Genomic DNA, 19,843 nt, shown 5'->3' on the forward strand with positions numbered 1-19,843 from the left:
GATTTGAAGCGTGGAGAATTGGATGAACTAGATCTTAACGGTTCTGCGTTCGATCCGTTTTTCATAGTTGCCGCCTTTGAAAATGCGGCGTACGTAAATACCCGGCACATGTACCTGGTCTGGTTCCAGCTCTCCGGGTTGCACCAGTTCCTCCACTTCGGCAATAGTGATTTGTCCTGCCCTGGCCATGGATGTGCTGAAATTCCTGGTGGTTTTACGGAACATGAGGTTACCCAACGTATCTCCTTTCCAGGCTTTTACAATAGCGTAATCGGCGTGCAGCGCCAGTTCCATCAGGTGAGGCTTGCCATCGAATACCCGAACTTCTTTTCCTTCAGCGATCTCGGTTCCGTAGCCGGCAGGCGTGAAAAAAGCAGGAATTCCCATGCCTGCCATCTGGATACGCGTAGCCAGTGTTCCCTGTGGAATGAGGTCTACTTCCAGCTCTCCGGCCAGCAGTTGTCTTTCAAATTCTGCATTTTCACCAACATAGGAAGACATCATTTTCCTGATCTGCCTGGTTTTCAGCAGCAGGCCAAGACCAAAATCATCTACTCCCGCGTTATTGGAAATACAGGTCAGATCCTTCACTCCTTTTTTTACCAGGGCGGTAATACAATTCTCCGGAATTCCACACAAACCAAACCCTCCCAGCATCAGTACCGCTCCATCCCGGATATCTTGTATGGCTTCATCGGCATTTGCTACTACTTTGTTCATGTTTTGGTGTTTTATAGATTAGGGCTGCCGCTTGATAAAAGGCCGGGGTGTATCCGCCTTCGGCAGCAATAGTACGCTGTCTGCATAGGGGAAAATGCTTTTCATACGAAACCGGAGCGGTGCATTTTCATCGATTGGATTGGGCAACCGTTGTTTCCTGGAAGCAATATCTGTTTGTACCATCTGGAAAACTTCCTTCAGCCTGTTGGGATGACTTTCGTAATACCGGTAGCTCTCCATAAATTCCTTCACGCTTACTTTGTGCAGGTCCAGTATCTGTTTGTAATAGACCTTTACTTTCTCCTGCCGGAGGGAATCGAAATTGGGCGTATAAGTAACCTGCATTTGTTGCTCATTGCTGTAGGCATCTGCAATAGACATATCTACCAGGATACCTGTCATACGTTCCTTTGAAATATATTTACCCGACACCTGGTCGCTGTTGGCACAGGCAACCAGGAATACCACTAACAAAGCCAGGGAGGCGTATTTCATCATCATGTTCATCATAGCGTTACTTCATCTGTTGATACTTCTGTGCATTGGGCACATCCATCTGGGAGAGCAATTCCGCTGCACGGCTTTTCTCCTGTGGTGTGGCACGGGAGAATATTTTTAATAGCTCCTCTCCTTTGGAGAGGAAGAAGGTTTGCATCAGCATGGAATTGGGGATATCCTGGTGGATGGAATAGAGCATATTCAGGCAGTTCAGAATGGCTGCACGGCCTTTTATCACATCATCATACATCAGGTCCAACCCCTGCCGGTGATACTGGTACATTACATCATGGAACCGGAGGAACTTGGCGTTCAGCAGGTTATCCTGTAACCAATAACGGTTGCGGTTTCCTTCGAAAGCTTTCCATCCGGAAATCTCCTTTCCATCCGGTGCATTATTTACAATATTAAGCGCTTTCTTAAAATATACATCTCCGCCTTTGGGGGAGAAGGAATCATAATCGAGCCCGAGGATGATATTAACATAATAGGCCAGGATAGCGGTTAAGTTGGAGGCCAGCGGATCATTTCCCACCACCCTGGTATCGCTGAACTCCAGCTGCTGGAATTCCACGTACCGGAACACCACATTGGGATCCTGGATATTCAGCAAACTCGTTACATAGCTGGCGTTATATACCGGCCTGGTGGCCTGTATGGTCAGGGTAGCCTTGTAACTGTCGTTCCCTGAAGTACCGGTGATGTTCAGCAAAAAGTTACATTCTATCCGTTCAGCCGGTGTAAAGGCATCGTTTGCCCAATGCCGGTTATTGAGGAAATCCCGGACGGAATTCTGCAGGGTAGTAAATATTTTTTTGTCTACGCCCTGTATCTGTTGGGCAACTACAGACACATTGGCCCTTATTTCCTGGGCTTTAACGGCCGGGGAGCAGCATAGTAAAAAGGCGCCTGCAAGCAGCAGGAACAACGGGAAACGATTATGCATGTTGCAATTCGATTATAGCGGAAACAATATCCTGGGCCACGGCCTGTTTGGATTTGAGGGGGAAACTGCGTTCATTCCCGTTTTTGTCAAACAGGGTTACTTTATTGGTATCATAGTTAAAGCCTGCACCAGTATCTGCCAGTGAATTCATCACGATCAGGTCCAGGTTTTTATCACGCAGTTTTTTCAGAGCATATTCTTTTTCGTTGTTTGTTTCCAGGGAGAATCCTATGAGCAATTGCCCCGGGCTTTTATTATCGCCCAGCGAGCGTAGTATATCGGGTGTTTTTTCAAGATCGATATGAAGCTGGGCTTCCCCTTTTTTAATCTTTTTGTCGGCCACATTTGCCGGGCGGTAGTCTGCTACGGCGGCGGCGGCCACTACTATTCCGGCGCCGGAATAGCGGGCCGTTACGGCATCAAACATTTCCTGGGCGGTTTGCACATGGGTAATGGTGATACCGGGGTGGGTTGTTTTCTGGGAGGTGGGACCCAGTACCAGCTGTACATCAGCGCCGGCATCTGCCAGGGCTTCCGCAATGGCAATTCCCATTTTGCCGCTGGAGTGGTTGCTGATGTAGCGAACCGGGTCAATATGTTCGATGGTAGGGCCGGCTGTAACAATAGCAGTGGTACCGTTCAGGGCTTTTTTTCCGTTTTTCTGCTGAAAATGCTGTTGCAGGAAAGTCAGGATCTGTTCTGGTTCTGCCATGCGGCCTTCTCCAAAGAGTCCGCTGGCCAGTTCCCCGGATTCCACGGGAATCTGCTGGTGACCGAAAGAAATGAGCTTTTCCACATTGCTGCGGGTAGCCGGGTGATGCCACATGTCTTCATCCATTGCGGGGGCGAAGAGTACGGGGCAGGTTGCCGAAAGGTATACCGCCAGCAGGAGGTTGTCGCACAGGCCCAGGGCCATTTTGGCGAGGGTATTGGCAGAAGCGGGTGCAATGAGCATAATATCTGCCCAGCGGCCCAGCATCACATGATTATTCCAGCTGTTGTGGTCGCTGATATTCAGGGGAACCTCGTTTTTAGAGAGGGTGGCCAGGGTGAGGGGGGTAATAAAGCCGGCGGCGGCGGTGGTCATGACCACTTTTACTTCGGCACCTTCCTTTACCAGCAGGCGTATGAGGGTAGCGGACTTGTAGGCGGCGATGCTGCCGCTCACTCCGAGCAGGATTTTTTTTCCTTGTAGCATTTTGATAGCGTCCATGGACATATATAAAAACAAAAGCGGCAGAAATCATTCTGCCGCCATGAAATTAATATTTTTATTTTTCGCAATCACGCACCTCACAAAATAATGTGTGGCGGATTAGCTAAACAAATCGTCGTCGTTCTTGCGGAAATAAATTTTGCTGTCCAGGAACTCCTGAGTAGCCTGGATGGCCGGATTTGCCAGTCTTTCATAAAAACGGGAAATCTCAATCTGCTCCTTGTTCTCGTGCACTTCTTCGAGGTTGTCAGTATGACTGGCAAACTCTTCCAGTTTGGAATGGAGCTCCTCTTTCACGGAAATATTGATCTGATTGGCGCGTTTGGCTATTACGGCAATAGACTCATATAAATTACCAGTTCTGTTCTTAATGTCGGTAGTATTTTTAGTTTCTACCCAGGGATTAAGGCTACTGGTTAGACTTCGCTTTAATTTGCTCATTATCCAGTGTTTTTATGTTGTTTTGTGCTAAGGTATAAAATTTTTCGGCATCTGGCTTTAATTTGCTGTTCGGGTAGTGATCCGCGAAGTCCAGGTATTCGTCGAGAACCGTTGCGTAGCGCTCTTTTTGTCTCTCCGGAATACTGTTTTTAGCATAATTATAGTAAGATCTGATGGCCATTACTTTGTAACTGTCGCTTTTATCAGAGTCGGGGTAGTTGCGCATCAGGTTTTTGAAGGCAATACCGGCGGCTTTGAAGAAGCCCAGGTTATAATATAGCTCTGCGCTGGAGAATTCTTTCTTTTCCAGCTTTCGTCTGCACAACTCGATTACCAGGTTGGCTTCCGACACTTTATCTGCGGTAGGGTAGTTATTAATGAAGGTTTGCATGGCAGCAATGGCCTTCATGGTATTAGTTTGATCCAGTGATACCTTTGGCGACTGCTTATAGTAGCAATAAGCCTGCATATAATCTATTTCCACCGCTCTCGGGCTGTTCGGGAACAGGTCCAGGTAGTTTTTAAACTGGAAGGCTGCCTGAACGTAGTCCTTAACGTAGTAAGAGCAATATGCGAAATTGTAATACATGGGCTCAAACTTCTCAGTTCCCTTGTACACCTGAACCAGGTCAGTGTAGAGCGTTATTGCCGTATTGTATTTTTTCTTCTGGAACAGCTGATTGGCGTAGTCCAACTTCTTTTCAAAGTTGTTACTTTTTTCTATTCTCCGTAACTGGTTGTTACAGGAGGTAGTTACGACAACCGCAAGAACACTGATGTACAATAAAAATTTCCGCATAAAAGAGTGGCAAAATTAAGAATTAAATGTAAATGTAAGGCAGAGAGATTTTGATTGCTGTTAAAATTTTGCAAAAGAGGGAATTAAATCGCCGAAAGACGGGTTTTCCACCACCGCCGGGGTTGCTGACATTTTTCCCACCCCGATGTGGAAAAATTGATTTCAGGTAACGGATGTACCTGAAAAAAGGGCTCAGATTATAAAAAAAATCCACTCATAACGATTTCTTCACCCCATTTTCCCACCCGCTATGCTATTCGGGAATGTCTTATCCCATGGGGCATCTGCAAGATATAAACACATAATTCACACTTATAAACACGTTATCCACACGTATTATTGTTTAATGCACCGTAAGGGTGCATAAATGAGGGTAAAATGGCTCTGATGCAGGCGCTTGCATCTGTGGAAAAAATTTATAAAGTATTTTTTCGTTAAAAAGTGGGAAAAAGTGTTATTTTGTGTTAGAAAAAGGATTTTCAAGGACTTTGCCCCCATGGTATGACAGGATTTCTCGGTGAATATGAATCGACGCTGGACGCAAAAGGACGCTTTCTGTTACCTGCCGGGTTTAAAAAGCAGTTGACAGACGGGGCCGGAGGACAGTTTGTGATTAACCGTGGGTTTGAAAAATGCTTATCCCTGTATCCCATGAACGAATGGCAGCCTATTTTTGAACGTATCAGCAAGTTGAATGACTTTGATCCAAAAGTAAGGGAATTCAGGCGGTACTTCTTAAACGGGGCCACCATTCTGGAGTTAGACAGTGCAGGAAGACTGCTGGTACCGAAAAACCTGCTGTCGTACGCCAATCTGGAAAAAGATATCGTGCTGGCAGCAGCATCCAATAAAATTGAGATCTGGGATAAAGGTAAATACCAGGAGTTCTTTGAAAATTTCTCACCAGGGGCGTTCAGTGATCTGGCACAACAGGTAATGGGAGGAGGAGATAATAACATATCAATTTAAAGAGGGGAGCATATGGGCGAACAACAATATCATTTACCCGTTCTGCTGCAGGAAACGACGGAGCTGTTACAGATAAATCCCGATGGGATCTATGTAGACGCTACGTTTGGAGGCGGAGGACACTCAAGAGCCATACTGGAGAAACTGGGTGAAAAAGGACGGCTGATAGTATTTGATCAGGATGAAGATGCTTACCGAAACAGGATTATAGACGAACGTGTCACTTTTGTACAACAAAATTTCCGTCATCTGCAACGCTTTCTGAAGTTACATAAAGCAGACCAGGTAGACGGCCTGCTGGCGGATCTGGGCGTTTCATCGCACCAGTTCGATACAGCAGAAAGAGGATTCAGTATTCGCTTTGATGGCGACCTGGATATGCGGATGGATACCAGAACGGAATTTACTGCCGCTCAGTTGCTGGCAACATGGGGAGAAGCAAGGTTACAACTGATTTTCCAGGAATACGGAGAAGTAACCAATGCAAAAACCCTCGCCCAAACAATTGTAAAGCAGCGCAAAACACACCCCATGCGCACCATCGCAGCATTTAAATCTGTGATTCAGCCCATTGTAAAAGGCAATCCGCAAAAATACCTGGCGCAGGTTTTCCAGGCATTGCGTATAGCCGTTAATGATGAACTGGGCGCACTGAAAGATTTACTGGAACAGGCCACCAATGTGCTGAAACCCGGAGGAAGACTCGCCGTCATCACCTTCCATTCGCTGGAAGACAGGATGGTGAAAAATTTTATGAAGACCGGAAGTTTTGAAGAAGCACAGGAAGACCCGTTTGCAAAAGAAACACCCCCTAAATTGTTCAAATTAATCACAAAAAAACCGGTTACCGCCAGTGATGCAGAATTGAAGCTTAATGGAAGATCCAGAAGTGCAAAACTGCGGGTAGCCGAAAAACAAGCGTGACAAGGTTGTAAACTGCCTGTCACATCCTACCCTATCCTATACACACCCGTTTTGAATTTGCGTTCAGATTAATATTGTCAATTTTTAAAAAGACATAGCGCGTGGGAGACGACTTAGATACAATCCAGGAAAATCCGGCTGAAGAAAGTACCCTTCCCCCGGAGCAACGTAAAGAATGGCGTCTGCGCATCAACTACAAAGCGTTGGTGCAAAACATGCCGTTTATCGGTTTCCTTTCCCTCCTGGCTTTAGTATATATCGCCAACAGTCACCTCGCTGAAAAAAAAATCCGGCGCATTAACAAACTAGGCAAAGAAATTAAAGAGCTGAAGTGGGAGTATATCAATGTGAAAAGTGAGCTCATGTTTCGAAGCAAAATGAGTGAAGTCAGTAAGTCAGTAGAGCCGCTGGGCCTTAAACAACTCAGCTCCCCTCCGCAAAAGATTGTGCTGAAAAAGGATACAGAAAAATGAATTTAATATTGATGCCTGACGCTGCCCGCCTGACCCATCACTCAGGCCGGGGATGCTGGTAAATCAAATCAATGGCAAGCATCTCAATTATAAATGCAGCCAGTGTCAGGTATCTTCTTATAAGTTATCAGCCTTTAGCCGTCAGCTATCTGCCCCAGGGTAAATAACTGACAGCTAAAGGCTAAAGGCTAAAATGCTAATACAACATCGTGGATGTAAAAAAGGACATATTGTGGAGAGTGTATCTGTGCCTCATCGGCATGGCGCTGTTCAGCGTCGCCATCCTGGTGAAAGTGTTCTATATCCAGAACGTGCAGGGCAACTACTGGCGTAGTATGGCCGATAGCCTGCACACCGGCTACGTGGCACTGGACGCAGAAAGAGGCACTATTTACTCGGAGGAAGGCAGGATGCTGTCGACCTCCATCCCTTATTTCGACATCCGGATAGATTTTGCAGCAGATGGCCTCCGGGATAAGAACGGACTGGTGTTCAAGGAAAACCTTGACTCCTTATCCTATCGCCTGTCCCAGATATTCACCGACCGCAGCAAAGCCGCCTGGAAGCAGCAGCTGCAGGAAGGATATAAATCAAAGGACCGCTACTTTTTACTTAAAAGAGACGTACCCTTTAATCAATACCAGGAATTACGCAGCTTCCCGATGTTTCGCCTCGGCAAAAACAAAGGCGGCATGATCGCTGAATCCAAAAGTAAGCGCATCAACCCCTTTAAACTGCTCGCCAACAGGACCATCGGGCTGGCCCGCGAAAATTCACAAAGCGTAGGACTTGAAAGAACCTACAACGAATACCTGAAGGGCGTTACCGGTAAAAGACTGATGCGCCGCATCGCAGGAGGTACTTATGTACCCGTAGACGGTTACGATATTGAACCTGAAAACGGGCGTGATATAGTTACCACTATCGATGTAAACATGCAGGACATCGTGGAAACAGCCCTCATGAATATGATGGTGCAGAATGAAGCCGAACACGGCACCTGCATTCTCATGGAAGTGAAAACAGGCAAAATAAAAGCAATAGCCAACCTCGGCAAACAACCCGATGGCAACGGCTACTGGGAAGATATGAACTACGCACTGCAGGTAGGGGAACCCGGTTCCACTTTTAAACTGGCTACCGTTATCGCAGTGCTGGAAGATAAATACGCCACCATGAACTCTATGGTAAACATGGATGGTGGCCGCTGGCAGGTAGGACGCAGAACCGTATTCGATTCTGAACCTCACCCGGGCCCGCAAAATGTAACGATCAAACACGCATTTGAACTCAGCTCAAATGTGGGTATGGCAAAACTGGCCTACCAGTTCTATAACCGGCAACCTAACAAATTCGTCGGCCATCTGAAAAGATTAAGGCTCGACCAGTTTTCCGGTATAGACCTGATAGGCGAAGGAAGACCGGTTATTAAAACCACCGCTTCCAAAACATGGAGCGCCACATCCCTGCCCTGGATGGCATTCGGATATGAAGTGCTTATCAGCCCGCTGCAAACGTGCATGCTGTACAATGCAGTGGCTAACAACGGTAAAATGATGAAACCCTACCTCGTCAACTCCATACAGGAATATGGCCAGGTAGTAAAACAGTTTGAGCCTACTGTATTGCTGGACAGCATCTGCACGCAAAGCACGCTGAAACAGTTACAGGCCATGCTGGAAGGTGTGCCCATTGATGGTACTGCAAAAAAACTGCGCAGCCAGTTTTACACCTTCGCAGGTAAAACAGGTACCGCACTCGTGGCAAACGGCAACCGCGGGTATGCAGATAAAATTTACCAATCGTCATTCGCCGGTTATTTCCCGGCAAATGATCCGCAGTACACCTGCGTGGTGGTGATAAAAAATAAACCGCATGCATTGCACTTTTACGGTGCAGGCGTTGCGGGTCCCGTGTTTAGAGAAGTGGCAGATAAATTATATGCCATCGCGGTAGAAAGACAAAAACCCATGCAGGCCACCATGCAACTGGATACCCTGCTGTCACTGAAAAATGGCAAAGGCAGTGAATGGAAACAAATCCTGGGTAAACTGCAGCTGCCCATCGGCAACGCCCCCGCTAATAACAGCTGGGTAAGCGCCAAGGTAACAGACCGCAAAATTGCCTTCCAGCAGGTAGCACAAACAAAAGGCGCAGTGCCCGATGTTACCGGAATGGGCCTCAAAGATGCCCTGTATCTGCTCGAAAATGCCGGGTTACGGGTAGTAATAAAAGGCGCCGGTAAAGTGAAAATGCAATCACTCCCCGGCGGAACTAAAATAGGAAACGAACAAACAATCGTAATAGAACTGAGCTAGATGAAGACGCTGCAAGACATATTGTATAATGTAAGCATCCTGGCAGTGCATGGTAATACAGATATTGCCATTCACGCACTCGCCATCGATTCCAGATCCATCGGGTCCGGAGATGCTTTTATTGCAGTGAAAGGCGTACACACAGACGGACACGCGTACATTGAAAAAGCAATTGCGTTGGGCGCCGCAGCAGTGATCTGTGAAACATTACCCGGACAACTGACAGAAAATGTTTGCTATGTACAGGTAAACAACAGCGCTGTCAGCAGCGGTATCATGGCAGGTAACTTCTATGATAACCCTTCTCATAAAATACAACTGGTAGGCGTTACCGGTACCAACGGAAAAACAACCATCGCTACCCTGCTGTTCCGTTTGTTCACCAAACTGGGATATCACTGCGGACTATTATCCACCGTGCAAAATCAGATAGGCGATACCGTTATACCCGCCACACATACCACGCCTGATCCCATTAACCTGAATGCCCTGCTGGCACAAATGGTGGATGACGGCTGCCTGTATGTGTTTATGGAAGTAAGCTCCCATGCTATTCACCAGCAACGTATTGCCGGGCTAAAATTCGCGGGAGGCATCTTCAGTAATATCACCCACGACCACCTCGATTATCATAAAACTTTTGATGAATATATCCGGGTAAAGAAATCATTCTTTGACAACCTGCCCTCCTCCGCTTTTGCACTCACTAACCTGGACGACAAAAGAGGAATGGTAATGCTGCAGAATACGAAAGCTAAAAAAGCAACGTACAGCCTGCGCACACTGGCAGATTTTAAAGGAAAGATCCTGGAAAATAATCTCACAGGACTGGTAATGCTGACAGGAGATACAGAAGTGCATTTCCGCCTGATCGGTGAATTCAACGCCTATAACCTGCTGGCCGTTTACGGCGCCGCAGTGCTGTTGGGCATCGATAAAGCCAAAACATTACAGGCCCTCAGCGACACCTCCGGTGCAGAAGGCAGATTTGATTATATCATTTCCGATAAAGAACAGATCATCGCTATAGTTGATTACGCACACACGCCGGACGCACTGAAAAATGTGCTGGCTACCATCAAAAACCTGCGCAAAGGCAATGAACAGGTGATCACAGTAGTAGGCTGCGGCGGCGACAGGGATACCACCAAACGCCCCGTGATGGGAGATGTAGCCGTGGAAAACAGCGATCGCGTTATCCTTACTTCTGATAATCCCCGCTCGGAAGATCCGGCGGAAATTATCCGGGAAATGGAAGCAGGCGTTCCTGTTCACCTGAAAAAGAAAGTCATTTCCATTACCGACAGAAAAGAAGCCATTAAAACGGCGCTGTCGCTCGCCAACCGGGAAGACATCATCCTGGTGGCAGGTAAAGGACATGAAAAGTACCAGGAAATAAAAGGCGTTAAACATCACTTCGATGATAAAGAAGTGCTGCTGGAGCTGATGAAAACCCTGGAGAAATAGACTAAAACTGAAGATAGATACTTAATAATCCAATGACTTAAAAGCCTGTACTCCCCGGACAGCGGAGAACAGGTTACGACTAAAACATATGTTATATTATTTTTTAAATTACCTGAAAACAGAATTTAAGATCAGCGTCATCGGCGGTGGTATGTTTCAGTATATCACTTTCCGTGTAACGATGGCATTACTGCTGTCGCTGGTTATTTCTTTGCTGTTCGGTAAAAGGATTATTAAATTTCTACAGAAAAAACAAATCGGCGAAACGATCCGTGAACTGGGCCTCCAGGGAGAAAACACCAAAAAAGGAACCCCTACGATGGGTGGACTTATCATCTTATCTGCCATCGTAATTCCCACTTTACTTTTTGCACAACTGGCAAATGTATATATCTGGCTGATCCTGTTATCTACCGTATGGTTAGGAATGATCGGTTTTGTAGATGATTATATCAAAGTATTTAAAAAGAATAAAGAAGGACTGGCAGGACGTTTCAAGATCATGGGACAGGTGGGACTTGGTTTGATTGTGGGCTGTACACTTTATTTTAATACAGATGTGGTGGTATCCCGTGAGGTAATAGGCGCAAAAACACTGGCGCCTTATGAAAGACAGGTGACTAATCACCCGGAGCGTGTAACTCGCGACGGACACCGTTTTGTGGACGTTAAAACGCCGATTACCACGATTCCGTTCGTAAAAAATCATGAGTTCAACTACTCCAAACTGATCTCCTGGATTCCCGGCGCAGAAAAGTACACATTCGTACTCTATATCCTGGTGGTCATCTTTATTATTACGGCCGTATCCAACGGCGCTAACCTTACTGATGGTTTAGATGGACTGGCAACAGGCGTTTCGGGCATCATCGGGATAGGACTGGGCATCTTTGCCTATGTATCCGGTAACATCCAGTTTGCGGAATACCTGAACATTATGTACATCCCGAACCTCGGGGAGCTGTCAATTTTCATTGCAGCCTTTGTGGGCGGATGTATCGGGTTCCTCTGGTATAATGCCTATCCGGCGCAGGTTTTCATGGGTGACACCGGTAGTCTCGCGTTGGGTGGCATCATTGCTTCACTGGCCATTATAGTAAGGAAAGAATTACTGATACCTATCTTCTGTGGTGTATTCCTGGTGGAACTACTGTCGGTGATGTTACAGGTATCTTACTTCAAATACACTAAAAAGAAATATGGAGAAGGCAGGCGTATTCTGAAAATGTCGCCGTTGCATCACCATTATCAGAAGATCGGTTACCACGAAAGTAAAATATCAGTGCGGTTCTGGATTATTACCATCATGTGTGTGGTAGTAGCTATTGCAACACTGAAAATGAGATAAAACAACACTAAACAAGAAGATAAAACGAATGGAATATAAACTCGTCATATTAGGAGCAGGAGAAAGTGGAATAGGTGCGGCTTTGCTGGGAAAACAGCAAGGGTATGATGTATTTGTATCTGATGGAGGAACAATAAAAGATAATTATAAACAGGAACTGGCGGTAAACCAGATCTCTTTCGAAGAAGGACATCATTCCTGGGATATCATACTGGATGCAAACGAAATCGTTAAAAGTCCCGGTATTCCTGAGAAATCGGAATTGATGAAAAAGGTGCGCGAAAAAGGCATACCCGTGATTTCTGAAATAGAGCTGGCCTACCGTTTCTCGACAGGTAAAAAGATCATTGCCATCACCGGCAGCAACGGCAAAAGTACCACTACGGCCCTCACCTATCACATCTTTAAAAACGCAGGTTTGGATGTGGCGATGGTAGGCAATATTGGCGTGAGCTATGCCAGGCAGGTGGCAACCGCACCAGCGGAGTATTATGTGATTGAAATCAGCAGCTTTCAGCTGGATGACATTAAGGACTTCAAACCCAATGTGGCCATCCTGTTGAACATTACGCCTGATCACCTGGACCGCTACGACTATAGCATGGAAAATTACGTAGCCTCCAAGTTCAGAATTGCCATGAACCAGACAGCTGAAGACTACTTCATCTACTGCATGGATGATCCTGAGATCATGCGACATTTAGCGCAGCAACCCATTTATTCAGCATCAATACCTTTTACCATCATGAAACCACTGAAAGAAGGCGGCTCTATTGCCAACGACCAGTTGCACATAGATGTCAACGGAGAACCGGTTATCATGTCAATGTATGACCTGTCATTAAAGGGAAAACACAATCTGTACAATTCAATGGCAGCAGCAATTGCAGGCAGGACCATGGATATAAGAAATGAGAAAATCCGCGAAAGCCTTGCATCGTTCGAGAGCCTCGAACACCGCATGGAATATGTGACATCGGTTAGAGGCGTGGATTTTATTAACGACAGCAAAGCTACCAATGTAAACTCCGTTTGGTTTGCACTGGAAAGTTTTGACAAGCCCATTGTGCTGATCATGGGCGGCGTGGACAAAGGCAACGACTATGATGCCATCCGCGACCTCGTGAAAGAAAAGGTAAAGGCAATTATTTGTATGGGTGTGGACAACACCCCCATCTTTACTGCGTTATCAAAAGACACACCGGTAATGATCAACACTACCAGTATGCACGACGCAGTACAGGAAGCATTTAAACAGGCCGCAAAAGGAGACATCGTTTTATTGTCGCCCGCCTGCGCCAGCTTCGACCTCTTTAAAAATTATGAAGATCGTGGCAGGAAATTTAAAGAAGAAGTAAAAGCATTGTAACAGGTGTTGATAAACAGAATAAAGGGTTACATCTTAAAAAATAAATGAAAGCAAAACGCAGCTAATGATGGGATTGCTCTATAGAACAAAAGGCGATAAGGTTATCTGGACGGTAGTATTTTTTCTATCGCTGGTAAGCCTGCTTGCTGTATATAGTGCTACCGGCTCACTCGCTTACCGCGAAAGGGGCGGCCATACGGAGTATTATCTCCTGAAACAGCTCACGGTACTGGTAATGGGATTGCTGATCATCTATTTTGCACACCGCGTGAACTATACGATTTATTCCCGCGTGGCACAAATCGGTTTCCTGGTATCCATACCACTGCTGATGTACACGCTGGCCTTTGGGTCTAATATCAATGAAGCCAGCAGGTGGATCAAGCTGCCGATCATCAACCTTACCTTTCAAACATCCGATGTGGCTAAACTCGCCATATTCATGTATGTAAGCAGGCAATTATCAAGACGGCAAAACCTGATCAATGATTTCAAAAAAGGATTTCTGCCCATCATTATACCGGTAGGCATTATCTGCGCGCTGATCATGCCCGCCAATATGAGTACCGCACTTTTGCTGGGTGCCAGCTGTATGCTCCTTTGCTTTATTGGCAGGGTGCCTATCCGGTTCCTGGCCTCTATGGTGGCCGCGGGAGCGGTAATGGTAGTGCTGCTTTTTGGAATCGCCAAAGTAACCGGCATGGAGATGCGTACGAAAACATGGGAAAAACGTATCGATAACTTCCTTCATGGTGATCATACAGAAACGCCCTACCAGGTGCAACAGGCCAACATTGCCATTGCAGGCGGCGGTATTTTGGGAAAAGGACCCGGCAACAGTACACAACGTAACTTCCTGCCACACGCCTATTCCGATTATATCTACGCTACTATTATAGAAGAATATGGCATGTTTGGCGCTTTCCTGATACTGGCGGCTTATATGATTTTATTACTGAGAAGTATCAGGATTTATAAAAGATGTCCATATGCTTTCGGGGCATTCCTGGCAGTAGGACTCAGTGTAACATTGGTCATACAGGCGTTAACCAATATGGCGGTAAACGTACAGCTGTTCCCGGTTACAGGGCTGCCACTGCCTTTGGTAAGTATGGGTGGTTCCTCTGTATTATTTACCAGTATGGCCATTGGTATTATATTAAGTGTATCCCGGAACGTGGAAGAGATGGAAGGTAAACAGGCAGAGAAAGAGCGATTGGAAAGAGTTATTGCGCAATCGGAAACCGCTGCAGTCGCTTAATACGTATTTATAACAATAATTGTAATCAGGAATAGAACATGCAACGCAAAGTGATCATAGCAGGTGGCGGTACGGGGGGACACATCTTCCCGGCGATAGCGATCGCGAATGCGTTGAAAAAAATAGAGCCGGACATCAACATTCTTTTTGTGGGCGCCACCGGGAAAATGGAAATGGAGAAAGTGCCGCAGGCAGGGTATCCGATCGAAGGACTTGAAATAGCTGGTTTTAACCGCAGCAATATTTTTAAAAATATCCTGCTGCCGTTTAAAATTTGGAAAAGCCTGCGTCGCGCAAAGGCCATCCTGCAAAGCTTTCAGCCTGATGTGGTAGTAGGTGTGGGCGGGTATGCGAGCTTCCCCATGCTGAACAGGGCACAGAAAAACGGTACGCCTACCCTGATACAGGAACAAAATTCCTTTGCGGGTAAAACGAATAAAATACTGGGCAGGAACGCGAAAAAGATCTGTGTGGCATACGATGGTATGGATAAATTTTTCCCGTCAGAAAAACTGGTGATGACCGGCAATCCTGTGAGGAACAGCATTTCCCAGTCGGCCGTAACACGGGAAGATGCCTTGCAGCATTTCGGACTGAGTACGGCAAAGCAAACGGTTTTCGCCGTGGGAGGAAGCTTGGGCGCCAAGTCAATAAACGAAGGATTACAACCACTGTTAAAAGAATTAGTGGCTAAGGATATACAGCTGATCTGGCAAACAGGGAAGCCTTATTACGAAACAGCGAAAGCTGCCGCGGCGCCTTATGGATCGCATATCAAGGTATACGATTTCATCAACGTAATGGATTTTGCCTATAAAGCGGCAGATGTAGTGTTATCACGGGCCGGTGCATTGGCGATTGCTGAATTATGTGTAGTGAAAAAGCCGGTGATATTTGTGCCTTACCCGTTCGCGGCAGAAGATCATCAAACGTCCAACGCCATGAACCTGGTAAACAAACAGGCGGGCCTGATCATTAAAGACGACCAGGTGCCATCACAACTGGGCAACGTGCTGTTCAGCCTTTTGCAAAATAAAGCGCTGATGGAACAACTGGAAAGCAATATCGGCAAGCTGGGAAATCCCCACGCGGATGTGACAATTGCGAACCAGGTTTTAGGAATCATTTAGAAGAGATTTTTTAGAAGAGTATATGGATTTGAACAACATACAAAGGGTTTATTTCATCGGTATCGGTGGTATTGGCATGAGCGCCATTGCACGCTTTTTCAATGAGAAAGGGGTGCAGGTAAGCGGTTATGACCGTACCTCCACAGCGCTCACAAAGCAGCTGGAAGCAGAAGGTATGCAAATCCATTATACAGACGATATTAACTTAATCGACAAAACCATTAACCTGGTCGTATATACGCCGGCGATTCCGGCTACTCATACGGAGTTGCAGTGGCTGCGCGATAATGGTTATGAAGTAGTAAAGCGCAGTGATGTGCTGCAGGAAATTACCCGTTCCCTGTTTGCTATCACGGTGGCAGGTACGCATGGCAAAACCACGGTATCTACCATGATCGCCCACCTGCTTACCGACAGCGGTTATGGCTGCAACGCTTTCCTGGGTGGCATCAGCGTGAACTATAATAAAAATTTCTGGAGCAGCGATAAAGCGGTAGCAGTAATTGAAGCAGACGAATATGACCGTTCTTTCCTGAAATTAAGTCCGGATATCGCGGTGTTAACTGCCATGGATGCAGATCACCTGGATATTTACGGCACTCCGGAGGCAATGGAAGATGCTTTTATCCAGTATACGCACAATATTAAGCCCAATGGCACGCTGATTGCTAGGTTCGGCCTGCATCGCAACAAAGAGCTCAATGCAACAAACAAGTTGTTGTACAGTTTACAAAACGATGCTGCCAACGCTTACGCCTCCAACATCCGCATGATCAATGGCGGATATGAGTTTGATGTAATGCATCAGGACTGGATGATCGATAACATTTCCATGCACATTGGTGGTATGCACAACGTGGAGAATGCAGTAGCAGCTATTACAGTAGCACACCTGCTGGGAATAGATGCGGCTAAAATCCGTGCAGCCATTGGTAATTTCAAAGGGATCCGGCGGAGATTTGAATATGTGGTAAAAACGGATCAGCAGGTATATATCGATGATTATGCACACCATCCGGAAGAATTGCGTGCATTGATCACCAGTGCAAAGGCATTGTTTCCAGGTAAAAAATGTACCGTTATTTTTCAGCCGCACTTATTTACCCGCACCCGTGACCTCGCGGATGGCTTTGCAGAAAGCCTTTCCCTGGCAGACGAGGTGATATTACTTCCGATCTACCCGGCGCGTGAGCTGCCGATAGCCGGTGTTACCAGCGAAATGATTGCAGATAAAATAACAGTACCTGTAAAGATTTTACCGAAAGAAAAAGTAGCGGAATACCTGGGCAAACAGGACGTGCCATTACTGATTACCGCCGGAGCGGGAGATATAGACCAGTTAAAAGAACCGTTGGCTCATCTTCTTAAAAATAAAACAACACAACATTAAAAATAAAAAGCTTGTCTAAAACTACCACAATATTAAAACGACTGGGTGTCGCCGTTCTCTGGGGAATGGTGCTCACAGGCTTTACAGTATTGCTGGTGGCGGCTATACAGGACAAGGATGCCGGTAAATGTAAAAGTATACAGGTAAAATTTGAGGGGAAAGATGATAACTTTTTTATCGAATCAAAGGATATCAAATCTTTGATCACGAAAGATAAAAATCTGAACCCGGTCGGTAAAAGTATTGCCGATATCAATATCGCTCAGCTGGAATCCATTGTAGACCAGGATCCCTGGGTAAAAAATGCGGAGATCTATTTTGATAACGGCCAGCAGCTGAATATCAAAGTAACACAACGCGAACCGGTAGCAAGGGTATTTACTTTCTCAGGGAACAGCTTTTACCTGGATGGCGCCGGCGAACATATACCGGTATCCAGTCGTTACGCAGCCAGGGTGCCCGTATTCACAGGGTTTCCCACGGATGCAGAAAAGCTGCAGCAACCCGACAGCCTGTTGGCAGCGCAGATAGTAGATATGGGTACATACATTGGTAAGGATCCTTTCTGGATGGCTCAGGTAGAGCAACTCATGATCACGGGCGACCGCAGGTTTGAGTTCATACCGAAACTGGGAGACCAGGTGATTGCATTCGGAGAAGGTATAGACATAGAAAAAAAATTCACCAAACTGCTGGCTTTTTATAAGGAAGGATTGAATAAAGTAGGCTGGAATAATTATACACGCATCAACATCGCATTTGAAAACGAAGTGGTGTGTACCCGTAAGGATGGCGTTGTTCCATTGCAACCAGTGATCAAAACGGATAGTTTGAAACTGGCCGATGCAGATGAACCGCCGATAGCGGACAGCGAAGATTCAACGACGGTAGCACCGGTAGTAGCAAAACCGGTACATTCCGAACCTGCCAAACCGGTAACTAAACCGGCACATGCAGCGAAAGAAAAGGCTAAACCGCAGAAAGCAAAGGTGAAGAAAGAAAAAGCAGCTGCGCCGGCCAAACAACAACCTAAAGCAGTGTATAAGCCAGGGAATAAATCTGTTAACACATCAAAAAAACAAAAAACGCCATGAATCAGGAAGCTCCCATCATTGTAGGACTCGATATAGGTACTACGAAGATTGCTGCCATTGCAGGACGGAAGAATGAATACGGGAAACTGGAAATCCTGGGATTCGGTAAAGCTACATCGTTTGGTGTACAGCACGGTATGGTGCTGAACATTGACCAAACCATTAAAGCTATCAGGCAAGCACTCGAGAATTGTTATGCATCCAACCCTAACCTGGAAATTAACGAGGTATATGTTGGTATAGCCGGTCACCATATAAAAAGTTTGCAAACCCGTGGAGATATTGTACGCAATGACACTGATGCGGAAATATCCCAGAAAGATATCGACCAGCTGATCAACGATCAGTACAAAACAGTTATTCCCGCGAGCGATCAGATCATCGATGTGATTCCGCAGCAATATATAGTGGACAGCCTGCAGAACATCACTTACCCTATCGGTATGTCCGGGGTAAAGGTGGGTGCAAACTTCCATATTATTACCGGCGACAAAAACGCCATCCGTAACATTAACCGCAGCGTGGAGAAATCCGGTCTCAAAATCCGCGACCTGGTGCTTCAGCCACTGGCTTCTGCTGCAGCGGTAATGTGCGACATGGATTTTGAAGCAGGTGTAGCCATTGTGGATATTGGTGGTGGTACCACCGACCTGGCAGTATTTTATGAAGGTATATTGAAACATACCGCCGTTATTCCGTACGGTGGTGAAAACATTACCAACGACATCAAGAACGGCCTGGGTGTATTAAAAACACAGGCAGAACAGATGAAAGTACAGTTCGGTTATGCCCTGGCAGATGAAGCCAAAACAAATGCCTATATCACGATCCCCGGATTAAGAGGTCAAAGCCCCAAAGAGATCTCCGTGAAGAACCTGGCACACATCATCCAGGCACGCATGAGTGAAATACTCGATTTCGTGGTATATCATCTCAAGCAGATCGGTATGGATAATAAAATGTTGAATGGCGGCATCATTCTTACTGGTGGCGGTTCTCAGCTGAAACACCTCATACAGCTGACAGAATACACCACCGGTGCAAGCGCCCGTATAGGATTCCCCAACGAGCACCTCGCAAGCGGCCACATAGATGAATTAACAAAACCTATGTATGCTACCTGCGTGGGCCTGATCCTGAAAGGCTACAACGATTTTGAAAACGATCGAAAAGCACTCGAAGAAAATTATGTAAAAATTAATACCAGCTATCTGGCCAAAGAACAGGCTGCTCAATCCGTAGCTTCAGCCGAAGACTGGATAGAAGAAGAAACCCCCAGCAGTCAGGAAATACAGGACCGGAAAGCAAAAGAAAGAAACGCCTCATTGAAAAACTTCCTGGACAAAATGAAAACAAAAATCATTGATATGTTCACCGAAGAAGAAGATGCAAAACTTTAAAAGTTTAATGGCGCAATTGTTGCAAAAAGCAAACGTTTAATATAATAAGAATTAAGAACGATAATTAATAATGACAGGAC

Annotated in this window: 18 protein-coding genes; 12 read left to right on the forward strand and 6 right to left on the reverse strand. The window is 46.1% G+C overall.

What is annotated here, in order from left to right:
- Positions 1 to 27: 27 nt before the first annotated feature.
- The 6 genes from ACLHR0_RS04115 to ACLHR0_RS04140 form a co-directional block, all read right to left on the reverse strand.
- Entirely contained in the window at positions 28 to 720 is a 693-nt protein-coding gene (locus tag ACLHR0_RS04115; protein WP_436484937.1) for a CoA transferase subunit A, read from the reverse strand.
- A gap of 18 nt (positions 721 to 738) precedes the next feature.
- Positions 739 to 1,230 carry a DUF4296 domain-containing protein gene (locus ACLHR0_RS04120; RefSeq protein ID WP_436484939.1) on the reverse strand — a complete coding sequence of 164 codons (492 nt, stop codon included), beginning with the start codon at positions 1,228 to 1,230 and terminating at the stop codon, positions 739 to 741.
- 4 nt (positions 1,231 to 1,234) lie between these two features.
- Positions 1,235 to 2,164: a DUF4835 family protein gene (locus tag ACLHR0_RS04125; RefSeq protein ID WP_436484941.1), complete on the reverse strand. Its 930-nt coding sequence runs from the start codon at positions 2,162 to 2,164 to the stop codon at positions 1,235 to 1,237.
- Positions 2,157 to 3,377 (reverse strand): bifunctional phosphopantothenoylcysteine decarboxylase/phosphopantothenate--cysteine ligase CoaBC, encoded by a 1,221-nt coding sequence (gene coaBC, locus ACLHR0_RS04130; protein ID WP_436484943.1) that lies wholly within the window; start codon positions 3,375 to 3,377, stop codon positions 2,157 to 2,159. The genes ACLHR0_RS04125 and coaBC overlap by 8 nt, the downstream gene beginning before the upstream one ends.
- Positions 3,378 to 3,479: 102 nt before the next feature.
- Positions 3,480 to 3,821: a DNA-directed RNA polymerase subunit omega gene (locus ACLHR0_RS04135; protein WP_079469388.1), complete on the reverse strand. Its 342-nt coding sequence runs from the start codon at positions 3,819 to 3,821 to the stop codon at positions 3,480 to 3,482.
- Positions 3,790 to 4,620, reverse strand: coding sequence for an outer membrane protein assembly factor BamD (locus ACLHR0_RS04140; RefSeq protein ID WP_370909310.1), 831 nt, complete (start codon positions 4,618 to 4,620; stop codon positions 3,790 to 3,792). Before ACLHR0_RS04140 ends, ACLHR0_RS04135 begins: the two co-directional genes overlap by 32 nt.
- 501 nt (positions 4,621 to 5,121) lie before the next feature.
- Between ACLHR0_RS04140 and mraZ the strand changes: the two genes are divergently transcribed.
- The 12 genes from mraZ to ftsA all read left to right on the forward strand — a co-directional run bounded on the left by mraZ (position 5,122) and on the right by ftsA (position 19,763).
- Positions 5,122 to 5,589 (forward strand): division/cell wall cluster transcriptional repressor MraZ, encoded by a 468-nt coding sequence (mraZ, locus tag ACLHR0_RS04145; protein ID WP_079469390.1) that lies wholly within the window; start codon positions 5,122 to 5,124, stop codon positions 5,587 to 5,589.
- Positions 5,590 to 5,601: 12 nt separating this feature from the next.
- Complete coding sequence (gene rsmH / locus ACLHR0_RS04150; protein ID WP_436484947.1) at positions 5,602 to 6,513, forward strand: 16S rRNA (cytosine(1402)-N(4))-methyltransferase RsmH; 912 nt, start codon at positions 5,602 to 5,604, stop codon at positions 6,511 to 6,513.
- Positions 6,514 to 6,614: 101 nt separating this feature from the next.
- Positions 6,615 to 6,986 carry an FtsL-like putative cell division protein gene (locus ACLHR0_RS04155; protein WP_429044777.1) on the forward strand — a complete coding sequence of 124 codons (372 nt, stop codon included), beginning with the start codon at positions 6,615 to 6,617 and terminating at the stop codon, positions 6,984 to 6,986.
- A 239-nt stretch (positions 6,987 to 7,225) separates the two neighbouring features.
- Positions 7,226 to 9,304 (forward strand): penicillin-binding protein, encoded by a 2,079-nt coding sequence (locus ACLHR0_RS04160; RefSeq protein ID WP_429065477.1) that lies wholly within the window; start codon positions 7,226 to 7,228, stop codon positions 9,302 to 9,304.
- Positions 9,305 to 10,771 carry a UDP-N-acetylmuramoyl-L-alanyl-D-glutamate--2,6-diaminopimelate ligase gene (locus ACLHR0_RS04165; RefSeq protein WP_436484949.1) on the forward strand — a complete coding sequence of 489 codons (1,467 nt, stop codon included), beginning with the start codon at positions 9,305 to 9,307 and terminating at the stop codon, positions 10,769 to 10,771. It abuts the gene before it with no gap.
- Positions 10,772 to 10,859: 88 nt separating this feature from the next.
- Positions 10,860 to 12,119, forward strand: coding sequence for a phospho-N-acetylmuramoyl-pentapeptide-transferase (mraY, locus tag ACLHR0_RS04170; protein WP_370909305.1), 1,260 nt, complete (start codon positions 10,860 to 10,862; stop codon positions 12,117 to 12,119).
- Positions 12,120 to 12,147: 28 nt separating this feature from the next.
- A complete protein-coding gene (gene murD / locus ACLHR0_RS04175; protein WP_429044772.1) occupies positions 12,148 to 13,488 on the forward strand; it encodes a UDP-N-acetylmuramoyl-L-alanine--D-glutamate ligase in 1,341 nt (446 codons plus the stop codon).
- A 64-nt stretch (positions 13,489 to 13,552) separates the two neighbouring features.
- Entirely contained in the window at positions 13,553 to 14,749 is a 1,197-nt protein-coding gene (locus ACLHR0_RS04180) for an FtsW/RodA/SpoVE family cell cycle protein (RefSeq protein ID WP_370909303.1), read from the forward strand.
- Between the two features lie 38 nt (positions 14,750 to 14,787).
- A complete protein-coding gene (gene murG, locus ACLHR0_RS04185) occupies positions 14,788 to 15,879 on the forward strand; it encodes an undecaprenyldiphospho-muramoylpentapeptide beta-N-acetylglucosaminyltransferase (protein WP_436484952.1) in 1,092 nt (363 codons plus the stop codon).
- Between the two features lie 22 nt (positions 15,880 to 15,901).
- Positions 15,902 to 17,269, forward strand: a complete 1,368-nt coding sequence (murC, locus tag ACLHR0_RS04190) for a UDP-N-acetylmuramate--L-alanine ligase (RefSeq protein WP_436484954.1) — start codon at positions 15,902 to 15,904, stop codon at positions 17,267 to 17,269.
- Between the two features lie 11 nt (positions 17,270 to 17,280).
- Entirely contained in the window at positions 17,281 to 18,363 is a 1,083-nt protein-coding gene (locus tag ACLHR0_RS04195) for a cell division protein FtsQ/DivIB (protein ID WP_429044767.1), read from the forward strand.
- Positions 18,360 to 19,763 (forward strand): cell division protein FtsA, encoded by a 1,404-nt coding sequence (gene ftsA / locus ACLHR0_RS04200; RefSeq protein ID WP_429044765.1) that lies wholly within the window; start codon positions 18,360 to 18,362, stop codon positions 19,761 to 19,763. The genes ACLHR0_RS04195 and ftsA overlap by 4 nt, the downstream gene beginning before the upstream one ends.
- Positions 19,764 to 19,843: the final 80 nt, after the last annotated feature.

This window comes from Chitinophaga sp. ARDCPP14 (genome assembly GCF_051362515.1).
GTDB lineage: Bacteria > Bacteroidota > Bacteroidia > Chitinophagales > Chitinophagaceae > Chitinophaga.